Annotated in this window: 18 protein-coding genes; 5 read left to right on the top strand and 13 right to left on the bottom strand. The window is 66.1% G+C overall.

The window, feature by feature from the left end:
* Positions 1–35: 35 nt before the first annotated feature.
* Entirely contained in the window at positions 36–917 is an 882-nt protein-coding gene (locus B9C43_RS02235; protein ID WP_033380935.1) for a helix-turn-helix domain-containing protein, read from the bottom strand.
* A gap of 188 nt (positions 918–1,105) precedes the next feature.
* On the opposite strand from B9C43_RS02235, the gene B9C43_RS02230 reads away from it, so the two are divergent.
* On the top strand, positions 1,106–1,921 hold the full coding sequence (locus B9C43_RS02230) for an SAM-dependent methyltransferase (protein WP_084424354.1): 816 nt from the start codon (positions 1,106–1,108) through the stop codon (positions 1,919–1,921).
* Positions 1,922–1,989: 68 nt separating this feature from the next.
* The gene (locus tag B9C43_RS02225; protein ID WP_084424353.1) at positions 1,990–3,117 is read left to right on the top strand and encodes a cytochrome P450; all 1,128 of its coding nucleotides are present in this window, start codon (positions 1,990–1,992) and stop codon (positions 3,115–3,117) included.
* A 107-nt stretch (positions 3,118–3,224) separates the two neighbouring features.
* On the opposite strand, the gene B9C43_RS02220 is transcribed toward B9C43_RS02225, so the two are convergent.
* From B9C43_RS02220 to B9C43_RS02210, 3 genes are all read right to left on the bottom strand, one after another.
* Complete coding sequence (locus B9C43_RS02220; protein WP_235038398.1) at positions 3,225–4,649, bottom strand: nickel/cobalt transporter; 1,425 nt, start codon at positions 4,647–4,649, stop codon at positions 3,225–3,227.
* A complete protein-coding gene (locus B9C43_RS02215) occupies positions 4,646–5,968 on the bottom strand; it encodes a tetratricopeptide repeat protein (RefSeq protein ID WP_084424352.1) in 1,323 nt (440 codons plus the stop codon). The genes B9C43_RS02220 and B9C43_RS02215 overlap by 4 nt, the downstream gene beginning before the upstream one ends.
* A gap of 65 nt (positions 5,969–6,033) precedes the next feature.
* A complete protein-coding gene (locus tag B9C43_RS02210) occupies positions 6,034–7,626 on the bottom strand; it encodes a DUF4331 domain-containing protein (RefSeq protein ID WP_033380939.1) in 1,593 nt (530 codons plus the stop codon).
* A 297-nt stretch (positions 7,627–7,923) separates the two neighbouring features.
* Here B9C43_RS02210 and B9C43_RS02205 point away from each other — a divergent pair, with 297 nt between their 5' ends.
* A complete protein-coding gene (locus B9C43_RS02205) occupies positions 7,924–8,700 on the top strand; it encodes a hypothetical protein (protein ID WP_084424351.1) in 777 nt (258 codons plus the stop codon).
* A 47-nt stretch (positions 8,701–8,747) separates the two neighbouring features.
* On the opposite strand, the gene B9C43_RS02200 is transcribed toward B9C43_RS02205, so the two are convergent.
* Positions 8,748–9,230 (bottom strand): DUF4383 domain-containing protein, encoded by a 483-nt coding sequence (locus tag B9C43_RS02200; protein WP_084424350.1) that lies wholly within the window; start codon positions 9,228–9,230, stop codon positions 8,748–8,750.
* Between the two features lie 491 nt (positions 9,231–9,721).
* On the bottom strand, positions 9,722–9,847 hold the full coding sequence (locus B9C43_RS59550; RefSeq protein WP_268811549.1) for a hypothetical protein: 126 nt from the start codon (positions 9,845–9,847) through the stop codon (positions 9,722–9,724).
* Positions 9,848–9,993: 146 nt separating this feature from the next.
* Here B9C43_RS59550 and B9C43_RS02195 point away from each other — a divergent pair, with 146 nt between their 5' ends.
* Entirely contained in the window at positions 9,994–10,611 is a 618-nt protein-coding gene (locus B9C43_RS02195; protein ID WP_084424349.1) for a nitroreductase family protein, read from the top strand.
* Here the strand turns inward: B9C43_RS02195 and B9C43_RS02190 are convergent.
* Complete coding sequence (locus B9C43_RS02190; protein ID WP_033380942.1) at positions 10,592–11,050, bottom strand: MarR family winged helix-turn-helix transcriptional regulator; 459 nt, start codon at positions 11,048–11,050, stop codon at positions 10,592–10,594. The two genes, B9C43_RS02195 and B9C43_RS02190, sit on opposite strands and share 20 nt — an antisense overlap.
* 223 nt (positions 11,051–11,273) lie before the next feature.
* Here B9C43_RS02190 and B9C43_RS02185 point away from each other — a divergent pair, with 223 nt between their 5' ends.
* Complete coding sequence (locus B9C43_RS02185) at positions 11,274–12,434, top strand: MFS transporter (RefSeq protein ID WP_084425538.1); 1,161 nt, start codon at positions 11,274–11,276, stop codon at positions 12,432–12,434.
* On the opposite strand, the gene B9C43_RS02180 is transcribed toward B9C43_RS02185, so the two are convergent.
* From B9C43_RS02180 to B9C43_RS02155, 6 genes are read right to left on the bottom strand one after another with little or no spacing between them, the layout of a single operon-like run.
* Entirely contained in the window at positions 12,422–13,255 is an 834-nt protein-coding gene (locus tag B9C43_RS02180) for an amidohydrolase family protein (protein ID WP_084424348.1), read from the bottom strand. The two genes, B9C43_RS02185 and B9C43_RS02180, sit on opposite strands and share 13 nt — an antisense overlap.
* Complete coding sequence (locus B9C43_RS02175) at positions 13,252–14,193, bottom strand: aldo/keto reductase (protein ID WP_084424347.1); 942 nt, start codon at positions 14,191–14,193, stop codon at positions 13,252–13,254. The genes B9C43_RS02180 and B9C43_RS02175 overlap by 4 nt, the downstream gene beginning before the upstream one ends.
* Positions 14,190–14,504 carry an L-rhamnose mutarotase gene (locus B9C43_RS02170; protein ID WP_033380946.1) on the bottom strand — a complete coding sequence of 105 codons (315 nt, stop codon included), beginning with the start codon at positions 14,502–14,504 and terminating at the stop codon, positions 14,190–14,192. Before B9C43_RS02170 ends, B9C43_RS02175 begins: the two co-directional genes overlap by 4 nt.
* A gap of 7 nt (positions 14,505–14,511) precedes the next feature.
* Positions 14,512–15,552 carry an ABC transporter permease gene (locus B9C43_RS02165; protein ID WP_084424346.1) on the bottom strand — a complete coding sequence of 347 codons (1,041 nt, stop codon included), beginning with the start codon at positions 15,550–15,552 and terminating at the stop codon, positions 14,512–14,514.
* Positions 15,549–17,060, bottom strand: a complete 1,512-nt coding sequence (locus tag B9C43_RS02160) for a sugar ABC transporter ATP-binding protein (protein WP_407657062.1) — start codon at positions 17,058–17,060, stop codon at positions 15,549–15,551. Before B9C43_RS02160 ends, B9C43_RS02165 begins: the two co-directional genes overlap by 4 nt.
* Before the next feature lie 8 nt (positions 17,061–17,068).
* The gene (locus B9C43_RS02155) at positions 17,069–18,124 is read right to left on the bottom strand and encodes a sugar ABC transporter substrate-binding protein (RefSeq protein ID WP_084425537.1); all 1,056 of its coding nucleotides are present in this window, start codon (positions 18,122–18,124) and stop codon (positions 17,069–17,071) included.
* Positions 18,125–18,151 lie beyond the last annotated feature (27 nt).

The raw sequence follows: 18,151 nt of genomic DNA, 5'->3' as shown, positions 1-18,151 counted from the left end.
GCAGATGCGACCGATAGGGCTAACAGGGTGATGCTTCAGACGGATGCGCGCGCCTTCATGAGCAACTGTCGCGTCTCGCGTGGCGTGGCCGCGTCCACAGTCAACTGATCGAACACTCGGCCGTATTGCTCGACATCCTCGCGTTTGTCCAGGTAGAAAGCACCGGTGAGGTGTTCGATGTAGACAATGTCCGGCAATTCCGGTTCCGCGAAACGCAGCATCGTGAACGCGCCCTCGGCGGCATATCCGCTCAGCGCATAGGGCACGACCTGCAGTGTCACGTGCGGCAACGTGGTCAGTTCCAGCAAATGATCAATCTGTTCGATCAGGACTTCCCTGCCCCCGAGTGGACGGTGCAACACGGACTCGTCGATCACCGCCCACAGCCGCGGCGGCGACGGCCGGTGCAGCACTTTTTGCCTGCGCATACGCAACGTCACGCGCCACTCGGCGTCCTCTGTGGCCAGATCGGGGTGCCCGCTCGTGGCGATCGCCCGCGCGTAGTGCTCGGTCTGCATCAGTCCGGGCACGAACTGCAGCTCACAGGTCAGGATGCGAATCGCGGCCTCTTCAAGGCCCACGTAGTCCTGGAACCACTCCGGCATCAGGTCGGCGAACCGGTACCACCAGCCAGGCTCGTTGGACTGCCTGACCATCTCGAGGAACTGACGACGTTCATTCGAATCGGTGACACCGTAAAGAGTGAGTAGGTCGTCTACATCTCGTTCCTTGAGCCCGACCCTGCCCAGCTCGAGGCGGCTGATCTTGGATTTCGAGCCGCGGATGCGCGCACTCGCCTCCGCCGGTGAAATTTCAGCAGCTTCGCGCAACCTCCTCAGCTGCGTCCCGAGAATTATTCGCAATGCAGTCGGCCCAGCCGGCCGGGTCGCACCGCCGTCCGGTACCCGTTGATCCATTACGGGACGACCCCCTCATCCACGCCTGTTGTCTAAACCGACTCATAGTAGTCGGAAAACGATCAGCAGACGTACACGTCACCTGAACGGAGTAGATAGCGATGATAGCCAGCCGGCCCTGCCGAATGACAAAGTGGATGTGATGGGATAGAAACCCTGACAGACGATTCCGGGGCTGAGAGGATCAAATGTCGCAGAAGGTTGTGCCCACTCATATCGATACCTCAAAGGCGAGCATCGCCCGGGTCTATGACGCCTTTCTGAACGGCAAGGACAACTACGAAGTCGACCGCGAGGTTCTGCGCCGGGTGCAGACGGTGGCGCCGGAGGCCCAGCAGCTCGCCTTCGACAACCGCGGGTTCCTGATCCGCGTCACCCGCTTCATCGCGATGGAGACGGGCATAACCCAGTACCTCGACCTCGGCTCCGGACTGCCGACCGCGGAGAACACACACCAAGTGGCGCAACGGATCCAGCCCGAATCCCGGGTCGTCTACGTGGACGACGACCCGGTCGTGCTCGCGCACGGCCGCGCGCTGCTGGAGGAGAACGACCAGACATTCCTCACCTCGGCGGACATCTTCAACCCGCAGGAGGTGCTGAACGACCCGATCGTGCAACAGGAACTCGACTTCACCGAGCCCATCGCGTTGTTCCAGCTCGGCACGATCCACCACTACGACGGCAACGACTACCGGGAGATCATGCAGGCGTACATCGACGCGCTGCCGTCCGGCTCCTACGTCGGCGTCAGCCACTTCCTCGACCCGCAGACCGAGGAACACAGCATGCTCGCCCGGCGCATGGAGGACATGTTCGTGCACAGCCCGATGGGCACGGGCCTGTTCCGCACCGAGGAGGAGATCCGCAGCATGCTGCCCGGTCTCGAACTCGTCGATCCCGGATTCTCGCTGTGCGCGAACTGGTGGCCGGACGGCCCGCGGATCAAACCGCTCACCGAAGTCTCGTACTGCATTGCCGGAGCAGTCGGCCGCAAACCATAGAGCGCACTAGTGCACTACCCGGAAAATATAGGGCAGTTCCGGGAAAGGAACGCACGTACGATGTACGCATGACTGAAGCACTGCCCATCGCGAGAACATGCCCGTTCGACCCGCCGGCCGAGTTACGCGACCGGAAGGCCGTCAGCAGATTGAGGTTCGCCGACGGCACGCTCGGCTGGATGGTGACCACACACACGGAAAGCCGGAAAGTGCTGTCCGACCCACGGTTCAGCCACCGCGGCGAGATCGTGCGGTCACCGATCCGGCCTGCGACGCAGCCCTCGGCGCCCGGGTCGTTCCTGTTCATGGACCCGCCGGAACACACCCGCTACCGCAAGCTGCTGACCGGCCAGTTCACCGTGCGGCGGATGCGCATGCTCGAACCGCGGATCGAGCAGATCACCAAGGAACTGCTGGACGCGATGACGCCGCCGACGGATCTGGTGCGGGCGTTCGCATTGCCGTTGCCGTCACGGGTGATCTGCGAACTGCTGGGCGTTCCGTACACCGATCACGAGTTCTTCGAGCAGAACTCGCACCAGATGGTCGACCCGGCCATCAACGCGGACATCCGCGACGCGGCAGGCGACGCGTTGTTCGGGTACTTGTACGAACTCGTGCAGGGCAAGCGCGCCGCACCGGCTGACGACGTGCTGAGCGGGCTGGTCGACGACCTTGACGACATGGAACTGACCGGGATCGCGATCATGCTGCTGTTCGCCGGGCACGAGACCACGGCGAACATGCTGGGGCTGGGGACGTTCGCGCTGCTGCAGCACCCCGACCAGCTGGCGAAGCTGCACGACGACGTGGACGGCGCGGTCGAGGAACTGTTGCGGTACCTCAGCGTCGTGCAGTACGAGGTCAACCGGACCGCACTGGAGGACGTCGAACTCGGCGGCGAGGTGATCAGGAAAGGCGAGACTGTCCTGGTGTCCATCCCCGCTGCCAACCGGGACAAGTTCGAACGACCGGACGAGCTGGACGTCACCAGGTCGACCGCGGGGCACCTGGCGTTCGGGCACGGCGTGCACCAGTGCCTCGGCCAGCAGCTGGCCCGCATCGAGATGCGCGTCGGGTTCTCGGCCCTGTTCACCCGGTTCCCCGGCATGCGGCTGGCTGTCAACCCCACGGACGTCCCGTTGAACGTCGAACGCGGGATCTACGGCGTGGCAAGCCTGCCCGTCACCTGGTAGACCGCTATATTCATCCCTGCCCGTCATCTGGTTGCCCGCAATATTCGTCGCTGCTGGAACCGGACGACCGCCGTGTTCGTTGCCGAGTTCGGAAGGCGCGCGGGGGGCTAACCCAGGATGGCCCGGACGGTCAGGCCCATCCCCACCACCAGTACCATTCCGGCGGTGATCGCGGGCGCGGCGGCGATCAACCGCTGCGCTTTGAACCGGGAGGACCAGCCTTCGAGCCGGTCGGAGAACTTGACCAGCAGCAGTCCGGCCGCGGTGAGCATCGCGGCCATCCCCAGCCCGTAAGCGAGCACCAGCAGGACGCCGAACCACGTGCGTCCCAATGCGACCGCGCCGAGCAGCACCACCAGCGCGGACGGGCTGGGCACCAGGCCACCGGCCACACCCATGCCGATCAGGCTGCCTTTGCCGAAGCGCGGACCGTGCCCGTGGCCGTGCCCGTGGCCGTGCCCGTGGCCGTGCCCATGTCCGTGGCCGTGCCCACGGGCATGCCCATGTCCGTGCCCATGACCATGCCCGTGGCCGACGAGTGCGGGTTCACGGTCACGCGCGGCAGAGCGCAGCAACATCACGCCGATCCCGGCGATCAGCAGCCCGCTCGCGATCCCCAGCCATCGCAGCACGCTCTCCCCCGCCAGCACGCTGGACACGCTCAACAGCAGCCCCAGCACCAGAACCCCGGCAGTGTGCGTCAAAGTCACTGTCGCACCAACGACAACAGCGTCCCGAGGAGTGCCACGCCGCCCCACGAGATAGGCAGCGATCACTGTCTTGCCATGCCCGGGCAAAGCCGCGTGCGAGGCCCCGAGCACCAGAGACAGCAGAATCGCCAGCATCCCGATCGCCGGTGTCAGCTCATTCCGCCCGACAAAGTCCGCCAATGCGAGCGAAGCACGATCGAGAATCCCGGCATCGCCGCCCGTCGGAGCGACGGCGGTGACCGACGTCCCCTCCCCCGGCTGCGCCTTGAGCTGCACGGTCCGCACGTCCAACGGGCTGGCCAGCAAATCCTCGGGATACTGCCGAAGCTCATTGCTGACACTCCGCGCGGGAACCGGCGAGTCCAACGAGACGCCGGACCCCACAGCCGTGATCTCCCGCCAGCCGACCCGGTCCGGCCGGAACGAGTCGCTGAACGACACCGTGACCGGGCCGCTGATCTCCACCGGCGCGGTGAGCTCGCAGGTCAGCCTGGTCGTGGCCAGGTCGGCCTGCCCCTTCGGATACTCCACATGGGACGAGCGAACCGACCACGTCAGCACCTGCGAGTCCACACTGGACCGGACGGACGACGCGAGCGCACCGCACTCACGCGCCGCGTCCATGGATTTCTCCTGCAGTGTCGGGATTTCCGCCAAGTCGACGACCGACTTGAGCTCGACCCGGTCGGGATGCAGGTGCAGGCCGTTGTAGTGGTTGACGCTGAAGTTGCCGAGCGGATGAGCGTCCGCGTGTCCCGCAGCCAGCAGGAACGCGGGTGCCGCGACCGCGGCGACCAGGCCGGCCTTGGCCAGCGTTCTCATCGGCCGCTCCGCAGTTCAGCGAGGCGCTTCTGGGCGATCGGCGCGTGCCGCATCGAGAAGTGCGGGTTCGTCGCCAGCGCCTGGGCCAGGTACTTCTCCGCATCGGCCGGCTGGCCCAGCGCCAAGTGGATCATCCCCCGGTGGTAGGCGAACAATGCGTTGTTCCACCCCAACGCCATGGCCTTGTCCATGTACGGCAACGCTTCGGCGTCCCGGCCGTTGACGTGCAACGCCCAAGCCAGCGCGTCAGCGACCAGCACGTTCTGCCTGCGGCCCCACTCCGCCTCGGCGCGGCGCAGCGCCTCGGCCTTGTCGCCGTGATCGGCCAGCACCAATGAGGTCGCCAGGTCGTCGGTCGCGCCCTGAGCCTGCATCAGCTTCTGTTGCTGTGCCAGGATTTCGAACTGTGCCGCGGCCTCGTCTCCTCGGCCGGCGGCGTCCAGCAGCTCGCCGTATTCCAAGATGTACTGCGGCAACGGAGTCCTGAGCACGAGGTTCTTGTACGCGCTCAACGCCCGGTCGAAGTCACCACGCGCCGCGGCCACTTTGGCCTGTCCCTGCAGCAAAGTCTGGTCCTGTACGACCCGGAGTCCCGCGGTGTACTGCCGTTCCGCCTCGTCGAGGTCGCCGGAGTTGAAAGCCAGCTCGCCGAGGTAGTACCGGCAGAAAGCGATCTCGTCGGGCGCACCGGCCGCGGCCAGGGCCCGGTCCAGGGCCATCCGGGCGTCATCGGCCCGCCCGTGTGTCTCGAAGAAATAGGAGGCACGCGTGAACGAAGCCACGTTCGGCTTCACGTCCAGCATGTTCTGCACGGCTTCCATGGCGCCGCCCTCGTCGCCGAGCTGGGTGTACGCGTCCGCGAGCACCCCGAACACCTCAGCGGACCGCGGTTGTGCCGCCAACGCCTTGAGCCCCCAGTCCTTCGCGGCACCGAAGTCGTGCCGCGCGTTGGCCAGTGCGCCCATGCCGAGCATGGCCGGCCCGTTGTCCGCAGGCCGCAAAGCCAGCGATTTGTCCAATGCCCCTTGGGCTTTGGTGTAGTACGACGGATCCGCGGTGATCCGGGCCAGCTCCACATAGGCCGACCCGAGCTGCGCCCAGCCGAGCGAATCCTGAGGCAGCCGGTGCAGCCTGCCCTGCAACTGCGTCACCGACTGCAGGATCCGGCTCTGCTGGGTCGGGTTCGGCGACGCGACCGCCGTCTGCGGTTCGGAGTAGCCGGTGAACACCGACAACACCGTGGCCAGCCCGACTACCAGTGCCGCCAACGGCCACCAGCGCAGGATGGTCGGCTGCTCCGGTTCGAGAAACGACTGCACGCCAATGCCTCCCGGATCGCCGGAGGCGCGATCGCGATCGCGCCTCCGTGCGTCTATGCGGACACTCACCAGGGACGAGTACTGCGGTGACGGGCCTTGGTCGGGCGCTTGCGCCAGAGGTAGACCGTGCCGCCGAGCAGCACGAGCGCACCGAGGGCGCCACCGATCAGCGCACCGGCCGGCAGGTTGTCCAGGATGCTCGACTTGGTCTCCACCTGGGCCTGCACCGCTGAGTTCACCGCGGCGTTGCTGGGCACCGCGACGTACGGGAACCGCTGCTCGAACGCGACGTCGTTGGCGTCGACCTTGTCACCCGCGGCCAGCGCCTGCACGAGAACGCCGGACTGCGCCGCGCCTTCCATGGCCTGGATGGCGATGTCGATGACGTCGTCGGTCAGCCTGCGGCCGTTCGGGAAGCCCTGGTTGTCGCCGCCGAGCACACCGAGCCGGTTGGGCTCATCGGTCGGTGCGACGGCCATGTTGAGCCGCAGCATTTCGGAGGGCACGAACATGTGCGCCATCACGTCGGCGTTGTTCAGCTGTGAGTTCAGGTCGGCCTTGATCGGCCCGCCCGCCTTGGTGGTGATACCGGTCAGGAAGATCTCCACCAGGTCCTCGCGCGGTCCGGCCGGAGCCTGGATCTTGTAGATCTGCTCGATCAGCTTGGGCAGTTCTGGATCGGTCACCCGGTCGAGCAGCGCCTTGACCTTGCCGTCCTGATCCGGGGTGAGGCCGTTGAACGCGTCCTTGAGGCCCGCGGGCGCGACCACTTCGTTGACCAGCGGGTTGCCCAGCCGGGACACCTGCACGAAGTCACCTTCGGCCTTGGCCTTGCCCGGTGAGAGCTTGAGGGACTGGCGTTCGGTGTCCGCCCAGATGCCGATCACCGGGTTGCGCTTGGCGTCGCCCTTGAGCGCCAACATGTGCGTGGGGATCTGCAGCGCGATCGTGTTGACGTTGAAGCCGCGCAGCGTGTCCTGGCCGGTCTTGGACAGGTCACCCCCGTAGAGCAGGTCGAACACCCGCAGGTCGGCGAAGAACGAGTCCTCGGCCGGGCCCGCGTAGCTCAGTCCACCGCCGGGAATCTGGGCGATCGCCTGGTCACGGATGGTCCGGAAGTCCGGCATGGACGCCGCACCTGTGTTCGACGGAGCCGAACGGGCGCTCTTGATCAGCACCTTGCTGCCGCCGCGCTGGTCGATCAGTTCGAGCTTGTAGTTCTGCCGGAACAGCAGGTTCTCGTCGTTGATCGACGAGACTTCGCCGTTGTTGTACAGGAAGGTGGCGTTCTTGCGCCGGTCGTCGGTGGCGAACGTGTACCGGTAGGTCAGGTCCGGCTTGGCATCACCATCGTTGTCGATGTTGATGTCGTAGTGCGCGTTCTCGGCCCACGGGTAGAAGTTGGGGCCGCCGACGGGCTCTTGGAACCCGAAGTAGTTCGCCACGATCGTCACGGTGTCCGGCTTGTCCGGACTGACGAACGCGTACAGATCCGTGTTGTCCACAGTCGGGTCGGCGGCTATCAGCGGCGCTTCACGGTGGCTGGACGCGGTGGCTGAACCGGGGACCAACCCTCCGGCCAACGCCGCGCCCACCGCCAACAGCGCCGCGGTAGCACGTGCCTTGCGTGGAACACGCACGGTATGGGGTTGTTGCATAACCAATCCTTAAGGGTCGGTCATGCGCCTCGTCCTCCCTCGGACACCTCTTATACGGAGCCGTCGAAGATCCGGATCGGTCGGCGAAGAATTTTTTTCGCCGACTCGGGTAATCGGTCGAGAAGGACGTCTCCTCGCGGCGGCAGAGGGCTGCCGTGGGTGCACGCGAGCCGAGGAAGTGGTCACCATGGCACCGCAGCCCCACGACTTGATCGTGACCGGCGCATCGGCAGGCGGCGTCGAGGCACTGCGTAGCCTGACCACGATCCCACCTGCAAGTGAGGCGGGACACGAGCGATGAAGACTGACGGCCTGCGCGTGGACGTGCGCTACATGACTGGCATCACGATCGCCCGCCCGGCAGGGACCTTGGACGTCACGACGTACCCCACGTTGCGCGACATCCTGCTCAAATATGGGGCCGAACAACCGGAAGGCCTCGTGATCGAGCTGGATGAGCTCGCCATGCCCTCGGTACACGCGTTGACAGTCTTCTCCATGGTGGCGATGCGGGTCGCTGACTGGCCAGGAGTGCCACTGGTGCTGGCGGCACAGGACGAACAGAAGCGGCTGATGCTCGAAGCAAGTTCGATCAAGCGGTTCGTCCCGGTGCACGCCTCGGTCGCGAAGGCGATCGCAGCCGTGGGCGCACCACAGCCCCGGCGGCGTGCGGCCATCGAATTGCCGCCGTCGACGATCAGTACCCGTCGCGGTCGGTACTTCGTTCGGATGCATTGTGAACGGTGGAATGTGGGCAACCTTGCCACCGATGCGATGACAGTGGTGACGGCGTTCGTCGAAAACACCCTGGCGCATACGGACTCAGCCGCGTTCGTGCGGATGGAACTGCGTCGCGGGATGCTCACCATCGCGGTCTCGGATGACAGTCCGCGGCCCGCGATGCTGCGTGAGCGACGAGAAGGCGGTGTGCCTCCCTCCGGTCTGCTGCTCGTCTCGGCCATCGCCAAGGCATGGGGCTGTGTGCCGACGATGACCGGCGGCAAGACGGTCTGGGCGGTTCTGCGGGTGCCCGGACCGCTGGCGGCGGTCGCCGATTATCAGCTCGGCGAGTAACCCGGGGGCTCGGGTAGAACTCCAGTCCACTGTGGAGGACGTGGTTGCTACCGAGGGCGCGATTCTGGTGATGGAGCCGACTGGCGATCCCGAGCGACCCGTTCGCGCCGGCCAGCGGGGGCTGGCAACGGCAGGAACACCACGATGATCAGTGCGACGGCCGTGATGCCGTGCAGCCACGCGTCAGCGGTGTTGATCGCCAACGGGTCCATGCCTTCCCGCACGAGCATCATGATGATGTCGTAGGCCAACAGCGCCACGAACGCGCCCGCCATGGTCCCGGAGATCAGCTTCGTCCGGTCCGCGGTGAACGCCGCGATGAGGGTCAGCGCGCCGAACAGGAAATGGATGAAGTTCAGTACGGTGCTGACGCCGAACAGGCCCCACAACAGGTCGGGGTCGTTGCCACCACGCAATCCGCCGCCGACGTTGGTGTCGTCGCTGATCGCGGCGAATCCGGAAATCGCCAGCACGACGTAGAAAACGCCGATCACGCCGACGAGTAGCCGTATCATTACACGGGCAGACATGGCTGTTCTCCCTTCCACCACTGGGCTACCCGGTGGCGAGCCACGTCACACTCGCGTCCGGAACACCACAGCGGCGAAGCGAGTTAAGCTAGGTGACTGGTGCGGAACGAGTCCCCGGGCCTCACCCAAAGCCATCGGGGAATACCGGGTAAAGCCGGAGCCCCCATGCGCCACTCGCCGCGAGGCGACCGCCGCACCAGCCCAGACTTTGTCCCCGAGCGGGCGCCAACCCCCAGGGCGCCCACGTAGTGCCTCTGGCCTGTGTATCCCCCCTCCACCGGCCAGGGGCCGCTAAAAGGGTGGTTCACCCCTAGAGCCGCCCTTGGCGCCTCTGGCTCGCGTATCCCCCCTCCGCGAGCCAGGGGCGCTCTAACTCCGCAACCCTGAAATGCCAATTGAATGGTGGCTGTCCCTGAGGCCACCCGCACCCCTGGACCGCGACCCCCAGGCGGCCAGGGGTGCCCGTTTTCCGTTAACGGACAGCGAAGTCGTCACTCAAGCCCGCGCATGATGGTCGGCTCGTACTCGAATTCGCTGTCCTCGGACGCGCGCGGGGACGGCACCTCCTCGGTCTGTGTAACGGCCAGTTCGTCCTCGCGCGTCGGAATGTCGGGCATGACTGTTCTCTCCTCTCCCAGGCGATTCCGCATTGCACACCTGGAGGCTCGTGCCGCCCTGGTGGTCCGCTCAACGCCGGCTTGGGTGGGACGTCCATACCTTCGGCTACCCACTGATACGCCGTTAGCCACTTAGGATCATCGGCGTGGAATTCACCGAGGTGATCCGGCGTCGCCGGATGGTCAGGCACTTCACCGATCAGCCGCTGGCGCCCGAAGTCGTCGACCGGATCCTGGCCAGCGCCCTGCGCGCGCCCTCGGCCGGTTTCTCGCAGGGGTACGCGTTTCTTTCGCTGACGTACGCCGAAGACCGCGCGCGGTTCTGGGATGTCGCCGCGCCTTGGGTTGTGGAAGCCTGGCCGACCACGCGTGACGCGCCCTTGATCGTTGTTCCGTTGGCGCACAAGCAGGCGTATCTGGACCGTTACGCCGAGCCGGACAAGGGGTGGCAGGACAAGGCGGAAGCCCGGTGGCCGGTGCCGTACTGGTACATCGACACCGGTATGGCCGCGTTGCTGTTGCTGTTGTCGGCGATCGACGAAGGCCTTGGCGGGTTCTTCTTCGGCATCCGGCCGGAACAGATGGCGCAATTCCGCGCCGAATACGGGGTTCCGGACGAGTACACGCCGATTGGCGCGATCCTGATCGGCTACCGCGCCGAAGAGCAGCCCGTCGAAGGCTCAGCCAAGACCAGGCGCCGGCGTGGCACCGACGAGGTCATCCACCACGGGCACTGGGGCCGGTTCAAGCCTTCGCAGGGCTGACCGGCAGCCGCGCGAGCGCGTCGACCAACGGCGCGAGCTCCGGCAGCTTCTGGGCTTCCCGCAATGCCTCGGCCAGCGTGGCGTCGTGCAGCGGGCGGGCCTTCGACAGGAGGTCCTGCCCGGCCGGCGTCACCTCGGTGTAGATCCCGCGCCGGTCGGTCGGGCACAGGTACCGCTGAAGGAACCCGCGGTTCTCCATGCGCGTCACCAACCGGGTCGTGGCGGACTGGCTGAGGACCACGGCGCGGGAAAGCTGGTTCATCCTCATGTGCCAGCCGTCCTGACGGGCCAGCACGTCGAGAACGCTGTATTCACTCACGGACAAGTCGTGCTCACGCTGCAAGGCGCGCTCGAGCGCGTCTTCCAGAGACGCGTGCAGGGCCGCGAGCGTCCGCCATCCCTGTGCGCGCGCCTCAGCGGCGTCGTCGTCCAGCGACATGGTGCACCACTCCTCCACTACACGGCGCCTGCAACTTTCTCGGAAGCCGGTAATTGCAACTCTACTGGAGTGTGGAACCTTCCCTGGCCTTCGCTGGAGCGACCGGCACAGGGGCCGGTGGCGTGACCGGGTTCACCGCTTGATCACTTGCATCGACTTCATGCGCGCCGCAGTATTAGGCACGAGCAAATACCCGCGTGTGCAACTATCTGGAGTGAACGTCATGCCCGCTGCGCTTCTGGCGCTGGCAATCGGTGCTTTCGGGATCGGAACGACCGAGTTCGTCATCATGGGGCTGCTGCCCGAAGTCGCCGCCACCTACTCCGTCAGCATCCCCTCCGCCGGGCTGCTGATCTCCGGTTACGCGCTCGGCGTCGTCGTCGGCGCGCCTCTTCTCACCGCAGTCGGGTCCCGCTGGTCGCGTAAACGCCTGCTCATCGGGCTGATGGCGCTCTTCATCGCAGGCAACGTCCTCGCCGCGATCGCCCCCACATACGGGCTGCTGATGACCGGGCGCATCGTGGCCGCGCTGTCCCACGGTGCCTTTTTCGGCGTCGGGTCGGTTGTCGCCGCGAGCCTGGTCGCGCCCGCCAAGCAAGCCAGCGCGATCGCGATGATGTTCACCGGCTTGACGGTGGCCAACGTGCTCGGCGTGCCACTGGGGACCGCTCTTGGCCAAGCGCTTGGGTGGCGGTCGACGTTCTGGGCCGTGGCCATCCTCGGTGTGATCGGCCTGGTCGGGATCATCGCGTTGGTCCCTGACCTGCCCAAGGACACCACGACCAACCTGCGTCACGAACTGGCCGTGTTCAAACGTCCGCAGGTGTGGCTTGCGCTGGCCATGACCGCGCTCGGGTTCGCCGGTGTGTTCGCGTCCTTCACCTACATCGCGCCGATGATGACCGAGGTCGCCGGGTTCTCGTCCGGCATGGTGACGTGGCTGCTCGTGCTGTTCGGCGTCGGCCTGGTCGCAGGCAACCTGTTCGGCGGCAAGGCCGCGGACAAGGCACTCATGCCGAGCCTGTACGGAATCCTGGCAGCGCTGGCCGTTGTCCTGGCGGTCTTCACGTTCACCGCGCACGCCCAGATCCCCGCAGCCATCACGATCCTGTTGTTCGGTGCGGCGGGCTTCGCGACCGTGGCACCACTTCAAGCCCGCGTGATGGACAAAGCCGAAGGGGCGCCAGCACTGGCGTCAGCCGCCAACATCGCCGCGTTCAACCTCGGCAACGCGGGTGGCGCGTGGCTCGGCGGCCTCGCGATCGACAAGGGCCTCGGCTACACCGCCCCGAACTGGATCGGCGCGTTGCTGGCGATCGCCGGTCTCGGCGTGGCGCTGTACTCGGGCCTGCTCGACCGCAAGAAGGTCCTTCAGAGCCGGTAAACCCGAGCCGCCGTACCCCCGAAGACCTGATCCCGGTCCGCCTGCGAGAGGCCCGAGGTCAGGTCTTCCGCGGCTTCGACAACATCCGCGTACGAACCCGCGAGCAGGCACACCGGCCAGTCCGAGCCGAACATCACCCGCGACGGCCCGAACGCTTCGAGCACAACCTCGGCATACGGCCGCAGGTCATCGACCGTCCACTTAGCCCAGTCCGCTTCGGTGACCAGCCCGGACAGCTTGCACGTCACGTTGTCGAAGCCGGCGAGTTCACCGATCAACGAGGCCCAAGGCTCCAGGGCACCTCCCGCGATCGGCGGTTTGGCGCAGTGATCCAGAACGAACGGGTGGTCCTGGAACGCCGCAACGGTCTCGATCGACGCCTCAAGCTGGTGCGGCAGCACCAAAAGCTCGTACAACAGGCCCGCGTCGAACACCGCCTGCAGCCCGCGCTGAACGTCGTCACGGCACAGCCACCGGGGATCGGCCTCGCCCTGGACCTGGTGCCGGATGCCGCGCAACCACTCCCCGCCCGCGCCAGCACGCAGCGCGGCCAAGTCGTCCGCGACCGACGGCGACGTCAGATCAACCCAGCCGACCACCGCGCCGATCAAGTCCGACGAAGCGGCGACCGCCAGGAATTCCGGTGTCTCCTCGGCCACGGTGACCGTCTGGACGAGCACTGTCCGGTCGAACCCGGCAACCGCCGCGGCCAGATCCGACACGTCGAAGTCACGGCGGATCACCGCCATCGTCACGGGGTCGATCCAGTCCTGGTCGCGAACCGACAGGTCCCAGAGGTGGTGGTGCGCGTCAACCCTCATCCAAGCAAGCCTTCCGCACGCAGGTCGTCCCAGAGCTCGTCCGGCACCGGCTTGTCGAACAGGTCCGCGTTGCGGGCGGCCTGCTCAGCCGACTTCACGCCGAGCACAACGGAAGCCACACTCGGGTGACGCAGCACGAACTGTACGGCCGCCTGCGGCAAGGTCGCACCATGCCGTTCGCAGACCGCCGCGATCCGCTGCGCACGAACGACTAGCTCACGTGGTGCCTGCGAGTAGTTGTACTTCGCGTCGTCGGGAACTGTCGTACGAGCGAGCATGCCTGAGTTGAAAACACCCGCCGCGAGAACGGAAACCCCGCGCTCCTGGCACAGCGGCAGGAACTGCTCGGCGGCGGTCTGCTCAAGCAGGGTGTAGCGGCCGGCGAGCATCACCACGTCGATCGAGGTCTCCCGGACGAACCGGGCGGGCATCTCCCACTGGTTCATCCCGACACCGATCGCGCCGACCGCGCCTTGCGCGCGCAGCTCGTCCAGCGCAGGGAAACCTTCTTGCGAGGCCTGTTCCCAGTGCTCGTCCGGGTCGTGCAGCAGCAGGATGTCGACCCGGTCAAGGCCGAGACGCTCCAAGGAGGACTCGACCGACCGGCGGATCCCGTCCGCGCTGAAGTCCCACACGCGCCGGTACTTCCGCGGCACCGCGAACCCGTTGTCCAGGTCCAATCCGGTGCCGTCGCAGGGCTTGAGGATCCGGCCGACCTTTGTGGACACCACGTACTCGTCCCTCGGCAACCCGGCAAGGAACTTGCCGAGGCGACGCTCCGACAGGCCAAGCCCATAGTGAGGTGCGGTGTCGAAGTACCGAACGCCCGCGTCCCACGCGGCCTGCAGTGCTGCTTCGGCGTCGGCGTCGGACACTTCGGTGTACAGGTTGCCGATTCCGGCCGCGCCGAAGCCGAACTTCGTGACATCAACCTTCATGACGGCAGCTCCCAGACCTTCTTGACGTCCGGCTGCGCGCCGGAGTAGTCGTCCTCGACCTCCAGCAACTCGGCCATCCGAGCCTGCCACGGGATGTTCGCCGGATGATCCCGCAGCCGCTCACGCATCCGGGCGTAGTCGTCGACTTCGACGACGTGGAACAGATCCCGGCCACTGCGCCAGATCCGCCACGTGTGCACGCCCGCCTCCCGCAGGGCCTCGTCCAGCTCCTGCGGGATGACCGCGTGCTCACGGTCGTAGTCGGCTTCCCTGCCCGGCTTGAGCCGGGTGTGTAACGCAACCGTCTCCATAGAGCCTTTACTCCTGAGCCTTGCCGGTCGTCAGTCGGGACAGCACAAGCGCGATGAGGATGATGGCACCGTAGATCGCTTTGAACCAGTGCCCGCTGACGCTCATCAGAGTCAGCAGGTTCTGGATCAGGCCAAGCATCAGCACACCACACAGCGCGCCGAACAACGTGCCCTTGCCGCCGTTGAGGCTGATCCCGCCGATCACCGCGGCCGCGAACACCATGAAGATCAGCTGCTCGCCCATATTGGCACCGATCGCGCCGAGGCGGCCAGTCTCCAGCGTGCCCGCGAGCGCGGCGAGCACGCCGCCGATGATCAGCACGGTCCAGGTCACGGCGTTCGTCCGGATACCTGCGGCCTTGGCGGCGTCCACGTTGCCACCGATCGCGTACAGCGACCGGCCCTGCCGGAAGTACGACAGCGCGATGATGCCGATCACGAACGCGATCAGCGCGATCCACACCGAGGCGGCCAGCCCGAACCACTTCTCGAAGCCGAGGTACATGAACGACTGCGGCAGTTCGAACAGGCTGCTGCCGCCGGAGAAGCCGATGTGCAGACCACGCACGGTGATCAACATACCGAGCGTCACGATGAACGCGGACAGCTGGAACTTCAGGATGAGCAGTCCGTTGAAGGCGCCGATCAGACCACCGATCACCAGGCACAGTGGCACCGCCATCCACTGGGGCCACTCGGTGCCCAGCCCGTGCGCCGACGTGGGCACGACCAGCACGATCGCCAGGACGGGGGCGAACCCCATCGTCGACTCCAGCGACAGGTCGAACTTGCCCGTGATCAGGATCATCGCCTCGGCCAGCACCAGCAGCGCGAGCGCGGTCTGCTGCTGCAGCACGTCGGCGAGGTTGCCGAGCGTCAGGAACGTCGGGCTGATGATCGCGCCGATGATCATCAGTACGATGATCGCCGGGACAAGTGCCAGATCCCGCAACCGCGCGAACCGGATCAGCGGACGGCGGCCGGAGGCGGGGGCCGTCGCCACGTCGGTCTGCGGGGACAGCGGTTCCGTCGACGCTGTCTTGGTCATTTCTCGGTCACTCCTTCAATGGCCGCGACCAGGTCCTGCTCGGTCCAGTCCCGCCCGAACTCGTGTGCCACCTCGCCGTGGAACATCACCAGTACCCGGTCACACACCCGCATGTCATCCGGCTCATCGGACACCACGATCACCGCGGCGCCCGTCCTTGCCACCCGGTCGACCACACCGAGCAGGGACTCCTTGGACTTCACGTCCACGCCCGCGGTCGGGTTGATCAGCACCAGCACCTTGGGATCGCTGGCCAATGCCCGTGCCATCACGACTTTCTGCTGGTTTCCACCAGAAAGGTCCGAGACCGGCTGGTCAGGACCCGACGTGACGATGTCGTAGGACTCGATGGCCTTGCTGCCCACCTGAGCCAGCTGCTTCGGCGGAACGGTGCCGGCGGGCCCAAGCTTGTCCATCACGGTCATCGCGGCGTTCTCCGCGATGCTCAACCCCAGCACCAGCCCTTGGTGGTGCCGGTCGCGTGGTACGCAACCGATTCCGTTCTTCAGCGCGTCCAGCACCGAACCCGGCTTGAGCTTCCGGCCGTCCACTTCGATCACACCGGACGACGCCTTGCGCAGGCCGTACACCGTTTCGGCGAGCTGGTGCTTGCCGCTGGACGCGCTGCCCGCCAGCCCGATCACCTCGCCCTTGCGCACTTCGATGTTGATGCTGTCGAACGAGTCACCGGACAGGTCGCGCAGGTTCAGTGCGACCGTCGACTTGTCGCCGATGGACGGACGGTCCGCGGCGCCGGGTACGGACAACCCGCCGGGCTCACCGGTCATCGCGTCGACCAGTTCGGTGCGGCCGAGATCGGCCACCGGCGCGGTGAGGATGTGCTTGGCGTCGCGGAAAACCGTGACGGTCTGGCACACCTCGTAGATCTCTTCCAGGTGGTGCGAGATGAACATGAACGTGATCCCGCTGTCCTGCAACGCCCGCATCCGCTCGAACAATCGCTCGATCGCCGGGCCGTCCAGCTGCGCGGTCGGCTCATCCAGGATGATGAACTTCGCGCCGACCGACAGCGCGCGCGCGATCTCGACGAGCTGGCGTTGCTCGACCGTGAGCTCCGCCGCGGGCTTCGTGACGTCCACGTCCACACCGAACGGTTCCAGCAGCTCGGCTGACTGCTTGCGCAGCTTCGACCAGCTGATCAGCGTCTTGCCCTGTCGATTGATGAAGAGGTTCTCGGCAACCGACAACGCGGGCATGATCGTGGACCTCTGGTACACGCAGGCCACGTTGCGCCGCCACCCTTCGCGGTCGCTCAACGCCGGCGAAGGCTTGCCGTAGAACGTGACCTCGCCACTGTCGGCCGCCTGGAGCCCGGTCAGCACCGAGACCAAAGTGGACTTACCGGCGCCGTTGCGGCCGACGAGGGCATGCGACTCGCCATCACGGATCTCGATGCCCACCTCGTTGAGCGCCACCGTCCTGCCGTAGCGCTTGGTGATGTTGCGCGCCGCGGCGGCGAGCTGGTCGCCCGCCGCCGCTTGGGTCACAGAACTCATCATTGACCGATCTGGTTGCCCCACAACGCCTTGTCATCGACGTTGTCCTTGGTCACGAGCGGTGCGGGCAGCTGGTCCTCGAGGTTGCCGTTGCCCACTTCCACGATGGTCGAGCCGTGGTCGGTCGGGCCTGGCTTGAAGGTCTTGCCCTCCAGCGCGGCCTTGGCGTAGAACAGCGCCCACTTGGCGTACAGGTCCGCGGGCTGCGAGACGGTCGCGTCGATCTCGCCCTTGCGGATCGACTCGAACTCCTGCGGGATGCCGTCGTTGGACACGATGAAGATGTGGTTCGGGTCGCTCGCCGGAAGCAAGTGGTTGGTCGAGCGCAGTACCTGCAGGGTCGGCGCCAGGAACACGCCACCGGCCTGCATGTAGATGCCCTTGATGTCCGGGTGCTGGTTCAGCCGGGTCTGCAGCGCCGAGCTGGCCTTCGACCCTTCCCAGTCGGTCGGCTCCTCGAACACCGTGATGTCCGGGTAGTTCTGCTTCATGCACGCCGCGAACGCCTCGGACCGGTCGCGTCCGTTCACACTGGACAGTGCGCCCTGGAACTCGACGACCTTGCCCTTGCCACCGAGCTTGTCACCGAGGAACTTGCAGGCCTTCTCGCCGTACGCCTTGTTGTCCGCCCGCACGACCATGTACACCTTGCCGTTGTCCGGCCGGGTGTCCACCGTGACGACGGGGATCTTCTGCTGCTCGAGGCGCTGCAGCGTGGTCGCGATCGCGCCGGTGTCCTGCGGTGCCATCACGATCGCCTTGGCACCCTGCCCCTGCAACGACTGCACGTTGGCGACCAGGTTCTCGACCTTGTTCTGCGAGTTGGTCGGATCCATCATGTTGACGTTGAGCTCTTTGGCGAACTGCGGGACGTACTTGATGTACGAGTTCCAGAAGTCCGAGTCGGCGCGCGGGAAGTCCACGCCCACCTTGGCGTTGGGGTCGCCTGCCGTCCCGCCCGGTGCCGAACCGGTCGACGACTCGCCGCACGCGGCGGCGGCAAGAACTACCGTTGCCGCGACGGCGACGGTTTTCACTGATCTGCGGACGGGCACCACAGGTCCTCCTTGACGGCGGTGTCT

The organism is Kibdelosporangium aridum (assembly GCF_900176515.1).
Taxonomy (GTDB): domain Bacteria; phylum Actinomycetota; class Actinomycetes; order Mycobacteriales; family Pseudonocardiaceae; genus Kibdelosporangium; species Kibdelosporangium aridum.
The sequence above is the reverse complement of the archived record's forward strand: the minus strand, read 5'-3'. Positions and strand labels throughout refer to the sequence as shown.

Excerpts from the sequence above, each read along its gene's own strand:
- B9C43_RS59550 (WP_268811549.1), bottom strand. The coding sequence starts at position 9,847 with ATGCCCGACATTCCGACGCGCGAGGACGAACTGGCCGTTACACAGACC.
- B9C43_RS02180 (WP_084424348.1), bottom strand. The coding sequence starts at position 13,255 with ATGAGGGTTGACGCGCACCACCACCTCTGGGACCTGTCGGTTCGCGAC.
- B9C43_RS02210 (WP_033380939.1), bottom strand. The coding sequence starts at position 7,626 with ATGCAACAACCCCATACCGTGCGTGTTCCACGCAAGGCACGTGCTACC.
- B9C43_RS02175 (WP_084424347.1), bottom strand. The coding sequence starts at position 14,193 with ATGAAGGTTGATGTCACGAAGTTCGGCTTCGGCGCGGCCGGAATCGGC.
- B9C43_RS02220 (WP_235038398.1), bottom strand. The coding sequence starts at position 4,649 with ATGAGAACGCTGGCCAAGGCCGGCCTGGTCGCCGCGGTCGCGGCACCC.
- B9C43_RS02190 (WP_033380942.1), bottom strand. The coding sequence starts at position 11,050 with ATGTCGCTGGACGACGACGCCGCTGAGGCGCGCGCACAGGGATGGCGG.
- B9C43_RS02165 (WP_084424346.1), bottom strand. The coding sequence starts at position 15,552 with ATGACCAAGACAGCGTCGACGGAACCGCTGTCCCCGCAGACCGACGTG.
- B9C43_RS02205 (WP_084424351.1), top strand. The coding sequence starts at position 7,924 with ATGAAGACTGACGGCCTGCGCGTGGACGTGCGCTACATGACTGGCATC.
- B9C43_RS02200 (WP_084424350.1), bottom strand. The coding sequence starts at position 9,230 with ATGTCTGCCCGTGTAATGATACGGCTACTCGTCGGCGTGATCGGCGTT.
- B9C43_RS02235 (WP_033380935.1), bottom strand. The coding sequence starts at position 917 with ATGGATCAACGGGTACCGGACGGCGGTGCGACCCGGCCGGCTGGGCCG.
- B9C43_RS02185 (WP_084425538.1), top strand. The coding sequence starts at position 11,274 with ATGCCCGCTGCGCTTCTGGCGCTGGCAATCGGTGCTTTCGGGATCGGA.
- B9C43_RS02230 (WP_084424354.1), top strand. The coding sequence starts at position 1,106 with ATGTCGCAGAAGGTTGTGCCCACTCATATCGATACCTCAAAGGCGAGC.
- B9C43_RS02225 (WP_084424353.1), top strand. The coding sequence starts at position 1,990 with ATGACTGAAGCACTGCCCATCGCGAGAACATGCCCGTTCGACCCGCCG.
- B9C43_RS02170 (WP_033380946.1), bottom strand. The coding sequence starts at position 14,504 with ATGGAGACGGTTGCGTTACACACCCGGCTCAAGCCGGGCAGGGAAGCC.